The sequence below is a fragment of the Dryocola clanedunensis subsp. sulfonylureivorans genome, assembly GCF_016756775.1.
Lineage (GTDB): Bacteria > Pseudomonadota > Gammaproteobacteria > Enterobacterales > Enterobacteriaceae > Dryocola > Dryocola clanedunensis.
Window position 1 is genome coordinate 1 of record NZ_JAERMU010000048.1, and the last position, 11,533, is coordinate 11,533.

Below are 11,533 nucleotides of genomic sequence, written 5' to 3' on the forward strand. Positions count from 1 at the left end.
GTTGGGTATTACAGCGCGCTCAGGCCGCATGAATATAACTGTGGGTTACCACCAAACGAATCGGAAAACCGATACTGGAAAAACTCTAACGCGGTGGCCAGTTTTAGTTGACCACTACAAATCGAGTTTTTCATCTCCTCTGCTGACATTCGTACAGCCATCGACTCCTGTAAACCCGACAGCTCTTGAAGGGTAAGAAACTGGTCTTCACTATCGAATGACCGGGTACCTTTGATGCCATGCCCCCAGAGCAAATCCCGCATAAGACTGACCAGCCACTCTTTCGACCTGCCCTGCATGAAAAGCTTTCTGATCAGGTACAGCGCACGTGGCCGGCTGAGCGTCAGAATATGCCTCATTACGTCACAGACAACCTCCAGCTGCAGCGTAGTTCGCACATCTCTCCCCGCTTCCGCAAAGCGGACACCTGCCATATCACTGTAATGAAACAGGTACCACAGCAGCCCTTCACACTGCGTAAAGCTCAGGGTCGCAATTTTGCGTCTGGTCAGCTGACTGAAAATATGATCGTACCAGGTAACATGGCTGAGATTAATTTCTTTTATATAACCCACCATCTCGACCGCAAGCGATGCCCGGTCTGCAGGATTTGCAAACCGGCTGAGTAATTCATTAAGCAGTGCGGGAGGGAGTACGTTCTGCGGCGCAGCAAGGGCAAAATAGTAACGCCAGAACATACGGCTGCCGAGCCGCTTATGCTCCAGCATCTTCTCCTGGTTCCAGTCAGCAGGCTTAACAAATAAGGAAAGGTTATCATCAAAATCAGAGATCCCGGGCACCCAGTTCCCGAGTTCAGATGGAGAGGAGGCATCTTTTGAAATGTAACGTTTAAGCTTTGTCCGGAGATCGTCGGCCATTTTTTGCTGCTCGACGTCGCTGAGATTTCCTTCGCCAGATGCCACTACCGCATATACCGTCAGATACTGCTCTATCCAGTCATACAGGGCCGAATTTGTTACCCGGATGATGTGTAACAGGCACAGGTCCGGGAAGTACACATAGTCCCGGATCTCGGCATAGCGAAACTCCAGGGCATTCAGAACCAGGCTTACTTCGCGTGGAGTCGATAAAGCCTGACCGTAAATATTAGCGGCTTTCCGTAAATCTGCTATCTCACCTGCATCTGGCTCATCGTGATTAACTCGGGCGTAAAGCTGTAGCGCGCCATGGAGAAATTCCCGCCGCAGGTTAAACGCTTCTGGCAGAGGAAGGCTGAACGCGAGGGGGATAATTTTCTGTAAATACTGCCTTCCGTTCTCGACCCCTAGCTCCTGCTCAACCGCATGTGCCAGCACTCCCTGGTCATAGCACATAACATAGCGAAAACCTGTAAAATCAGCCACAGAACGTACCAGCCTCAGCACCTCGACGGCCTGTGAAGGCTCCAGCCGGTCAAGATCGTCAATCACCACGATGAAGCTCGCTCCGGACTTGGCAATCCTTTCCTCTATTCGGGCTCGCATCGCTGCCGCGGTCTCTTTATGCCTTGACAGCTCCAGTCTGGATACGGTTTTCAGACTCTTTGCGACAATGCCCAATCCGGGAACAAAATTACCGGCTAATTCAGCCACAGGGGCGAGATGCCCCGAGGCCTGCTGAGCGTAGTTAATGAGATCTTTTGCAATCGGCGAAGCGGGGGCTCTTCTCAGACGCTGCCACCTTCTTCGCATCGGCGATAAGGTACAGGACTCTTGCTCGTCCAGAATCGCTGCAACCGGAATAAGAAGGTGCTGTGTCAGTGCGCTCCCGGCAGGGTTCAGCCAGGGGGAAATCTGTAATATATGCATACCCGGAGGGGACTTATCTCGCATATAACTCAGAAGCAGATTCAGAAGGCTCGTCTTTCCCGCCCCCCATTTCCCTTCAATACCGATCACGGTGCTGATACCAGGAGACAGCGTCATAATGCTTCTGACGAGCCCCTTAGCCAGAATATCAAAACCGTAGCGGTCATCCTGAATTTCCGTGATAGGGGTATCGCTGCCTGCGGAGCTGGAGATGGGGGGCCGGGACATATTACAGATCCCCGTAGATGCAGCGCAGATCGTTCAGGGCTGCGGACAGAGGTCCCTCTTCCACCCGGGCAGCCAGCTGACTTACCAGGCCGTCAAATTCCTCCCGGTTAATGAACACCCGCAGCGCATCAAAACCGATGAATCCGCTGTCCCCGGCACTGCCCGGCGGCGAGAACATGACGGCATGGCCATGATACCCGCGCGGCAGCGCCGCCGGCGCGGCCTGATACACCGTCAGGGCCCGCAGCAGTTCGCTGAAATGCTGCCAGTCAAACGGCATAATAAAATTCGTACCGCTGACCACCAGGTACAGACGGGGAGACTCATACCAGACAGCTGAACGCTGATCTGCCGGCTGACCTTCCACCCTGATCTCCAGCTCCAGCTGCCCGGCGCTCAGGCGTTCCGCGATAGCGGTGACCCGGGGTTTCAGCTCCTCAATAAAGGCCGTTTGTGCAGCGTAATCCCAGTCCCGGGCATGAACCAGCAGCGGAAATATCGCCTTCAGGCGCGGTGTCGTGAAGATCTCAGCCAGCGCCTCGTCGGGAAACATGCTCAGATCAAAACAGCTGCCGGCGAGCGGGCGCAGCCACAGCTCCGCGCGGACGCAGGTCACGGCCACCGGCAAATCATCCATAAAGCGGGTCGTTTCCGTGTCCCAGTCCTCACCGGCCAGGCCGAAGGTGCTTTTCAGGTAGTGGCTGTCGATAGCGGCGCCGCGGGCAGCCTGCCAGCTTAGCAGCTCAAAGGTGATCTCAAGCAGCACCCTGAGCAACGGTAGCCGGACCAGCTGGCTGAACCCCGGACCCCGGTTATACGCCTGATGGGCATGCCCGATGATGAATTTCAGCTCGGCCCGGGTCATCCCCCGCTGGCCAAAGGTTTCCCCCAGCACGATCTGGCGATACAGCTGGCGCACAGCCGCATCGGGATCGGTAGCCAGACGCAGATAGTCATCGGTGAGGCTGCTGCCTTTCAGGCTGGTTTCCACCAGGCGTTCAGCCAGGGCATTCACCGAGGTATTTTCGGTGGCGGCGCGGTTTTTCAGGCTCTCGATCAGTTTTTTCGGAAAGCGCAGGGTAAGCTGGCTCAGCATCGGATGTCTCCTGTCAGAAATTATGCACGACAGCATAAAGTTGGCTGCAATGCCTTAATATAATCGTCATCTCTGTTAATATTTGGCACTTCATATAAATGGCATCATGTCATAATTCGAGGGTGGATTCATACCTTTCTCTTTCAAATTCGTGAAGATCCGAAAAGCGGTAGTTCCGGATCTGCACATGCAGCTCCGCCCGTCGTAGACCACAAAACACTCTATGCAGTATCATTTTCTCTTACGTACTACCGTATATGGTGGTTACACCCCCCTGTTCGCCGGTGGCTGGCGGCAGAAAACAGCGCTTCGCTTATTCACACACCGTGGTACACTTCCGGAAAGTTTCCATAAGACGGAAAGTCGGATCACATGAAAACGACGAACAGGTAATTTAACTCCGTGGTTATATTGGTGATTATTATTAATGTTAAAACTGTAAACATTGATTATCTTCACCATGATGAATTTAACGGCCGGTGAATAATAGTGACCTTGCAGTATTCTCATAATCCACGCTGATTTTGATGCCACTAAAGTGTATACTTAATAACATACGCTAAGTATGCACTGGAGAGTGAAAAATGAAGCAACGCATCACGGTGACGATAGACAGTGATAGCTACCGGCTGCTGAAGGCGGCCGATGTGAATATCTCCGGGCTGGTCAATACGGCCATGCAGAATGAAGCCCGACGGCTCAGAGCCGAACGCTGGCAGACAGAAAATCGCGAGGGCATGGTGGAGGTCGCCCGGTTTATCGAACAGAACGGCTCATTTGCCGACGAAAACAGGGACTGGTGATATGCAGTTTCAGGTTTATACCTACAAACGTGAAAGCCGCTACAGCCTGTTCGTGGACGTCCAGAGCGATATTATCGACACGCCGGGCCGGCGCATGGTGATCCCGCTGGTAAGCGCTCGACTGCTGTCCGATAAAGTCTCCCGCGAACTCTATCCGATCGCCTGCTTCGGCGGCGAACGCTATCGCCTGATGACGACCGATATGGCCAGCGTCTCCGTCACGGTCATCGGAGAAAACATTGCGGATCTCAGCGAGTCGGAAAATGACATAAAAAATGCCATTAACCTGATGTTCTGGGGGATCTGAGTATAAGCTGGGGCGCTTTCGAACCAGACGGGAATGGTCAGCAGAGGAGCATCATGAATAGCACATCACTTCCGGTCCTGTCTGGTCCGCATACTGGCACCCGGGCTTTATTACCGGTGGCCATTGATTACCCGGCAGCCCTGGCATTACGTCAGATGGCGCTGGCCCATGATGATTACCCGAAATACCTGCTCGCGCCGGAAGTCAGCGCCCTGCTCCACTATGTTCCCGACCTGTATCGCCAGACGCTGATGGCCACGCTGTGGAACACCGGCGCGCGCATTAACGAAGCGCTGGCGCTGACGCGCGGTGATTTCACCCTGGCTCCCCCCTATCCGTTCGTGCAGCTGGCCACGCTGAAGCAGCGCACAGAAAAAGCCACTCGCACGGCCGGTCGAGCGCCGGCCGGTACCACGCCAAACCGCATTGTTCCTCTGTCCGATCTGCAGTATGTCTCACAACTGCAGACGATGGTGGCCACGCTGAAAATTCCGCTGGAGCGCCGCAACAAATCTACCGGCCGCAGCGAACGGGCGCGTATCTGGACGGTCACAGACAGGACTGTGCGCAGCTGGATCAACGAAGCGGTAGAACGGGCCAATTCGGACGGGGTCTATTTCTCTGTACCGGTGACGCCGCACACGCTCCGGCATTCGTATGCGATGCACATGCTGTACGCCGGTATTCCTCTGAAGGTTTTACAGAGTTTAATGGGGCACCGGAGTGTCAGCTCGACGGAAGTCTACACGAAGGTGTTTGCGCTCGATGTCGCAGCCCGCCACCGCGTCCAGTTCCAGATGCCAGGCACTGAGGCTGTCGCAATGCTGAAGGCTGGCAAGATCGCCAGAGAATTCTAATAGCATAAACTATCTAGCCTTTCCGCCGCACCGGAGACTGTAATGCATCATTGCACGGGGACATAGATATAACCCACCTGAATACCTTCTATTTCGATCTTCTGTGAAACGGCCTTTCCAGGTTTAACCCGGCACCGGGATGGCGGTGTATCTGGTGTTGTCCGATAAACCACCCAGGTTTCACCCCGGTTATCTGTCTGTAATGCCTGTGGCGATTCAGTTAAACCCGTAGTGATTCAGTACTTATATGCTGAGCAGTACGATCTTTTTCATGTCTGTTCCTTACAATGGTCAGAACTGATAGCTGTAGTTGACGCTGGTAAACCACAGATAAGGATTATCATAATGACCTTTTAGCTGCGTCGGCTTTTGTACCTGTGAAGACTGCATATGCAGATACTCCAACGCCATGCCAATATTGCTGGCGGGTGTAATCTGATATTGCACCCCGGTGCCAAAACGCCATTCATCACCCGTAGGTAAGGTCAGCGCTACATCACTCTGGCTACGATATGGCGTGCTGTCAAACCCCACTCCAGCATTCAAACGCCACTGCTCTGAGGGGTGATACTGCACGCCAAATGCGGTGTGCCAGGTATCTTTCATACGGTTATTTTTATTCACTCTCTCGCCTTTCACTGTGATCTGTGGAGCCCCAAACTGACTCCAGTCCTGCCAACCTAGATCTCCCATCAGCGACCAGTTTTTATTCAGGTCATGTACCACACTTATCATCATCTGTTGTGGGGCACGTACCTGAGCTGAGATCGGCAGGCTATATTCGGTATTAGGCAGATCCGGAAAACGAGCCTTACCCTTGACGTCAAAATCGTAGTCCGTTTTACTGGTCCATGTTATACCGCCGCGGGTTTGCTCTGTGACCTGCATCAGCAGCCCCAGACGGTAGCTCGTTGCCCAGTCGTGATCTTTCGCTTTCTCATCATGACCATCAACATTCCTGATTAGCGACAGATAACCGTAGTTAAGATTGACCGAACCTCCCACCGATAGACGATCATTTAGTTGATAAGCCAGCGAAGGACTAAGCGTCATAGCCACCATCGTGCTCTTTTTAATTAATCGTTGACCACTCCAGTTACCGAAATCGACACCCAGTCCGTAATTGCCGTACAGTCCAATACCGGCATGCAGCCGGTCATTGACTTTCTGACTGTAGAAGCCACTGGCATTAGGGAAAATATCCAACACATTACCGGGACTTTCTTGCCGGGAATTATCATCATGGTAGCTGATATCCCCGTCCATCATCTGTAGACCGCCGGTGAACATGCGATCAGGCAGACGGGTCATGCCTGCCGGGTTGGTAACGATCGTTGAGGCATCCTGTGCTCTGGCGGCCTGCCCGGCTCCGGCCAGCGCCGTATCCTCCGTAGCCACTTCGTAAAAATAGAGCGCGCTGGCATGTGAAAGTGACGAATAAAGCATCTCGATACATATCAATAATATCTTTCTCATTTCCCTGCCCAAACCTGTTATAGTAAATTTTAGCATTTTGCATTTTTGATAAATAAAATAAGATGCAAAGTGGATTAAAAATCATGATACTAGACATCTCTCCATTTCAAATTATGAAATTCAATTTCAGAAAAGGAGTAAAAACATGACAAATACAAGTAATTGTACCAATACCCCCGTGAATTACAGATGTGAGAATATAGATAGTTTGTGATGTAAAATGCACTTGGGGTCGGGTAAAAACCATAAAGGTGCTATTTACTGCATTTCTGAGTTTTCGGTACGACCAAAGTGGGCAGTGCTGACTAGATCAGATTTAGATATCAGTTCCCCCTGTCAGTTATTTCCTCAGATAATCTGTTGCGACTCACTTGAGCAGGACGATTTACCATTACCTTCCGAATAACACACGTGACGAACTATAAATTGAAAGAGCACATGATGCAAATGACGTTCAAGAAACTCTTACATGGCGATTGCTCTGTTCTCATCATTATCATTGGTAATAAATATACTTATTTTAGTTAACTCTGTGGAGAACGAAAATGACCTGCCCCCAGGATTAGATACAACGTTCAGTTAGTAATGTCTGATCCTTCACTCTAAGAGTTACCCTTTCTCCAAGCCGCCACAAATTCAGACGGTATCTGATAATTCAGCGCGGAGTGCGGGCGGAACTCGTTATAATCCTGACGCCATTCACTGATGGTTTTCCTGGCATGACTGACGTCACTGAACCAGTGTTCATTCAGGCATTCATCGCGAAAGCGTCCGTTAAAACTCTCAATAAATCCGTTCTGTGTCGGCTTGCCGGGCTAGATAAGTTGCAGTTCCACGCCATGCCCTGATCAGTTCTTATCGTCGCTGGATAGCCGCGGAACAGCGCAATGCTGTCCAGAGTACGCGTGACCTGCACGCCTGAAATCCCGAAGGCAGCGGTTACCTTCAGGCACTCCTTCGTGAAGTCATCCACGCAGGTCAGGCACTTGATCCTGCGACCGGTGGCCAGCGCATCCATGACAAAATCCATCGACCAGGTCAGATTAGGCACCGTCGGGCGGAGCAGCGACAGACGTTCTGTTGCCAGCCCTTTACGACGTCATCTGCGTTTTACGCTCAGTCCACTGAGATGGTAGAGCCGGTATACTCGTTTGTGATTAACATGAATCCCTTCGCGGCGCAGCAGCTGCCAGATGCGGCGGTAGCCAAAACGCCTGCGTTCCAGTGCAGTGATGCGTCCGGATAAATGCGCATCCGATGTCAGACGCTGCGCTTCGTAACGGCAGGTCGACAGGGACAAACCTGTGAGTCTACAGGCACGACGTTGCGACAGACCGGCCGCATCACACATCAACACCACATCTTCGCGCTTCTGGTCTGTAGTCAGTACTTTCGCTCAAGACCCAACTGAAGCGCCTCCTTATCCAGCATGGCTTCAGCCAGCAGCTTCTTGAGTCGGGCGTTCTCTTCCTCAAGCGACTTCAGGCGCTTAACCTTGGGTACCTCCATACCACCATACTTTTTACGCCAGGTGTAAAACGTGGCGTCGGAAATGGTGTGCTTGCGGCAGAGTTCACGGGCGGATACCCCGGTTTCAGCCTCGCGGAGAATACTGATGATCTGCTGGTCGGAAAAACGCTTCTTCATGGGGATGTCCTCATGTAGCTTATGAAGACATTACTAACAACGGGGTGTACTAATCAACGGGAAACAGGTCAAAAACACCATATATCCAACGATCAATAAATAACTGAATTGATATTTGAAATAACTTGTGTTTACATCCCGCTATCGCGATGATAATTTTTCATAAGTTTCTCCCCTTAATAATAATTGATTGTAATTTCACACCAGAATTTTAACTATTATTAAGGCAATCTCCATACATAGTAGAATACAGAGCCTTTTGATGATTCATTTCAATAACCCTTCGGCAAATGATTCAAACTGGATTTTTTAAACTATCGACTTTAAGCTCACCTTTCTTTTCCCTATAGAAACTACTTATTACCATTGCTGATTTTAACCCGCAGAATGTATGGCCGAATATTTATAGTTAGGACACGTTATTTATCTATTGACATAAGGATAAAAGAATGAACATGAATCCCGTTATTAACATTGCTATCTTTACTGGTTTTTTACTGTTAGCCGGATGTACATCAAAGATAGCTAAGCCAGAAAAATATTCTGGTTTCCTTGGTGACTATTCAAAGCTAAAAGAAATGAAAACATCTTCTGGCGCACCTGAACTTCGTTGGGTTGATCCAAACTTCAATCAGGAAAACTATGATGATATAGTGTATATGCCAGTTATTTATTATCCCGAGCCAAAGGCAAATACACAAGTTGGGCAACAAGCGCTAGATAACATCCGCAACTATACTAACCAGCAGGTAAAAAATGCTATCGCTAAGCATAAACCACTGGTCACTACCGCAGGCCCACGCAGCTTGATATTCAAGAGCGCGATCACCGGTGTAGACTTGAGCAAAGAAGGATTACAATTTTACGAAGTTGTGCCTGCTGCATTGCTTGTTGCCGGTCTGGAGAACGTAACCGGACACCGTACTGAGGATACTCATCTTTACTTCGAAGCTGAGCTAATTGATGTACAGACGAATAAACCAGTATTAAAACTTGTACGTAAAGGAGAGGGGGAAACGATACCTAACCAGTCTACACCATTAACAACTCAGTCCGTTAAAATATTAATAAACAAAATGGCCAGTGATATAGCGAATTTTAGTCCTGAAGGTAAATATCAATAAGCACGGTGTGTGTTGAATAATAGCCAGTCAATATAAAAAACGACTGGCCATTAGCACCATTTCATTCATAAATAAGAAATGCTCTCAGGGCGAAGTTGTGCGCAGCGGAAGGCAAACTCATATCGTTATACTATACGCCCTATACAGAAGTTTTTCAAAGTCAGCAAATCGACGCCTCAAGGTTAAGCGTGCAAATACTGAAAAGTAGTCAAGTGGAATTAATTTCGCAGAACCAAGATTATCTACAAGAACAAATTTACCATAAGGCTTATAACCAAGCTGATAAACTATATTATAAGTTTTAAGCGTCATTGTGGCTATAGCATCATTATAAATCTGCTCTCTAAATTCCATATATGCGACTTGTATCTCCTTTTTGTTCTCTTCAAAATAACCTTCTTTGCGCAAATAATAATCCAGAGTTTGTGATACACACCCTGTGTTATCTTTTATTAACTGAAATACATAACCCTTCCCAAGGTTTGTTTCCAGAGTGCCATAGTATTTTGGAATGGTTGATGGCGTTCGCTTTCGGTTATTGATATGATAATAATAGCGGGTTTCTCGTAAGGTTTCTTTAATATTGACCGCGTTATGATGGATTTTTATACATCGTGAATTATCAAACGGGTGCTGATAACACACTCTATGCCTACCTGAGGCTATAAAATCAGAAAACGATAATTTTATTTTTTCCCTGATTGCTGCATCCATTATACAACTCCCTATTAACGTTTTGATGAGTAGGTCGAGGTGATTTATTCAGTTACATTGAAGATGTAGCAGTTATTATTCCCGAACGCAATAAGTTATGTCACATAAATTTCAATATAATTAATTTACATACATTATGGTGCTCGATTATTAGCATCATAAATTAACAAACTGTTTTTCATATTATGAAATTTACTATTTAATATGCTTGTCGCTCTAAATTCATTAAATTACCCATACTTATAATGGATGTCTCCATTGGAGTTATTACCATCACCATGGTAATAGATTGCATAACTTGATATAGGAGTATATTCATACTGATACGCAAACTTAATCCCAGATCAGTAACACTCTCAACTATATAACCAAACCAATATGGTTATCACCTCATAATTCACTTGGTTCTCTTGAATAAATCGAACTAATGCATAAAAGGAGCTCAAGCCATGAAAAAATACAGTTTGTCAAATGACGTTTTAGTTATGGCACCATATTTTTCGTTTCTCAAACAAGAAGTCTTAATAGTGAATATAGACACGGACATACTAAAGACTCTTAACGAGGGTAGTGTGTAACTGTATGAGTGTACTTGTACAATAAAGGTATGATATGTATAGAAAACACTGCCTTTATTAATGGAATGTTTTATAGGGTTACTATTCGTATAAACCTAACTATCAGAAGGATTTACGCATGAGGATTTCAAATGAAGCTTAAACTGATAGCTCAGAGTCTGGCTGCGGCAGGATTACTGACAACACTGTCAGTGATGGCGGCAACGCCAGCGCCCACTAAGGACGCGACTCCCGCGACCATACAGGCCAACGAAGCACTTTATAACAAGCTGCCCTTCTCTGATAAAACTGATTTCGCCAATGCACATAAAGGTTTTATCGCCCCGCTGCCACAGGAAGTGATCAAAGGCGAGAAAGGCAACACCGTCTGGAACCCTCAGCAGTACGCCTTCATTAAAGAAGGTGATAAAGCGCCAGATACGGTAAACCCTAGCCTCTGGCGTCAGTCCCAGCTGATTAACATCAGCGGCCTGTTTGAAGTGACCGATGGCGTTTACCAGATCCGCAATTTCGACCTTTCAAATATGACCATCATTGAAGGTAAAGCGGGGATTACGGTTGTCGATCCGCTTATTTCTGCGGAATCTGCTAAAGCGGCTGTGGACTTGTACTACAGTAACCGCGGTAAAAAACCTGTTGTTGCGGTTATTTATACCCACAGCCACATTGACCACTACGGCGGCGTTCGCGGCGTCGTTGACGAAGCTGACGTCAAAGCCGGCAAAGTGAAAATCTATGGCCCGCAAGGTTTCATGGGCGCCGCCGTTGATGAGAATATCATGGCAGGTAACGCCATGAGCCGTCGCGCTAGTTACATGTACGGCAACCTGTTGCCTGCTGATGCGAAAGGTCAGGTTGGTGCAGGTCTGGGCACCACGACCTCTGCCGGTACCGT

Annotated in this window: 8 protein-coding genes and 2 pseudogenes; 5 read left to right on the forward strand and 5 right to left on the reverse strand. The window is 48.5% G+C overall.

Going from position 1 to position 11,533, the window contains the following annotated elements; genetic code table 11:
- Positions 1–1,046: 1,046 nt before the first annotated feature.
- Positions 1,047–2,036: pseudogene (locus tag HYQ67_RS23450) on the reverse strand (KAP family P-loop NTPase fold protein); the annotation flags it as partial.
- 1 nt (position 2,037) lies between these two features.
- Positions 2,038–3,132 (reverse strand): transcriptional regulator, encoded by a 1,095-nt coding sequence (locus HYQ67_RS23455; protein WP_202308556.1) that lies wholly within the window; start codon positions 3,130–3,132, stop codon positions 2,038–2,040.
- Positions 3,133–3,716: 584 nt separating this feature from the next.
- Here HYQ67_RS23455 and ccdA point away from each other — a divergent pair.
- From ccdA to HYQ67_RS23470, 3 genes are read left to right on the forward strand one after another with little or no spacing between them, the layout of a single operon-like run.
- Positions 3,717–3,935 carry a type II toxin-antitoxin system antitoxin CcdA gene (gene ccdA / locus HYQ67_RS23460; protein ID WP_202308558.1) on the forward strand — a complete coding sequence of 73 codons (219 nt, stop codon included), beginning with the start codon at positions 3,717–3,719 and terminating at the stop codon, positions 3,933–3,935.
- A 1-nt stretch (position 3,936) separates the two neighbouring features.
- Positions 3,937–4,242 (forward strand): type II toxin-antitoxin system toxin CcdB, encoded by a 306-nt coding sequence (ccdB, locus tag HYQ67_RS23465; RefSeq protein WP_202308560.1) that lies wholly within the window; start codon positions 3,937–3,939, stop codon positions 4,240–4,242.
- Between the two features lie 53 nt (positions 4,243–4,295).
- The gene (locus HYQ67_RS23470; RefSeq protein ID WP_202308562.1) at positions 4,296–5,099 is read left to right on the forward strand and encodes a site-specific integrase; all 804 of its coding nucleotides are present in this window, start codon (positions 4,296–4,298) and stop codon (positions 5,097–5,099) included.
- A 291-nt stretch (positions 5,100–5,390) separates the two neighbouring features.
- Here HYQ67_RS23470 and HYQ67_RS23475 read toward each other — a convergent pair whose 3' ends face one another.
- Positions 5,391–6,575 (reverse strand): OmpP1/FadL family transporter, encoded by a 1,185-nt coding sequence (locus HYQ67_RS23475; RefSeq protein WP_202308570.1) that lies wholly within the window; start codon positions 6,573–6,575, stop codon positions 5,391–5,393.
- A 602-nt stretch (positions 6,576–7,177) separates the two neighbouring features.
- Positions 7,178–8,222 (reverse strand): annotated as a pseudogene (locus tag HYQ67_RS23480) (IS3 family transposase).
- 449 nt (positions 8,223–8,671) lie between these two features.
- On the opposite strand from HYQ67_RS23480, the gene HYQ67_RS23485 reads away from it, so the two are divergent.
- On the forward strand, positions 8,672–9,346 hold the full coding sequence (locus HYQ67_RS23485; protein WP_202308564.1) for a DUF3313 domain-containing protein: 675 nt from the start codon (positions 8,672–8,674) through the stop codon (positions 9,344–9,346).
- 117 nt (positions 9,347–9,463) lie between these two features.
- On the opposite strand, the gene HYQ67_RS23490 is transcribed toward HYQ67_RS23485, so the two are convergent.
- A complete protein-coding gene (locus HYQ67_RS23490; protein WP_202308566.1) occupies positions 9,464–10,060 on the reverse strand; it encodes a YrbL family protein in 597 nt (198 codons plus the stop codon).
- A 709-nt stretch (positions 10,061–10,769) separates the two neighbouring features.
- On the opposite strand from HYQ67_RS23490, the gene HYQ67_RS23495 reads away from it, so the two are divergent.
- Positions 10,770–11,533 (forward strand): MBL fold metallo-hydrolase (locus HYQ67_RS23495; RefSeq protein ID WP_202308568.1); only part of this gene is annotated, 764 nt, incomplete at its 3' end.

Excerpts from the sequence above, each read along its gene's own strand:
- ccdA (WP_202308558.1), top strand. The coding sequence starts at position 3,717 with ATGAAGCAACGCATCACGGTGACGATAGACAGTGATAGCTACCGGCTG.
- HYQ67_RS23455 (WP_202308556.1), bottom strand. The coding sequence starts at position 3,132 with ATGCTGAGCCAGCTTACCCTGCGCTTTCCGAAAAAACTGATCGAGAGC.
- HYQ67_RS23485 (WP_202308564.1), top strand. The coding sequence starts at position 8,672 with ATGAACATGAATCCCGTTATTAACATTGCTATCTTTACTGGTTTTTTA.
- ccdB (WP_202308560.1), top strand. The coding sequence starts at position 3,937 with ATGCAGTTTCAGGTTTATACCTACAAACGTGAAAGCCGCTACAGCCTG.
- HYQ67_RS23470 (WP_202308562.1), top strand. The coding sequence starts at position 4,296 with ATGAATAGCACATCACTTCCGGTCCTGTCTGGTCCGCATACTGGCACC.
- HYQ67_RS23475 (WP_202308570.1), bottom strand. The coding sequence starts at position 6,575 with ATGAGAAAGATATTATTGATATGTATCGAGATGCTTTATTCGTCACTT.
- HYQ67_RS23490 (WP_202308566.1), bottom strand. The coding sequence starts at position 10,060 with ATGGATGCAGCAATCAGGGAAAAAATAAAATTATCGTTTTCTGATTTT.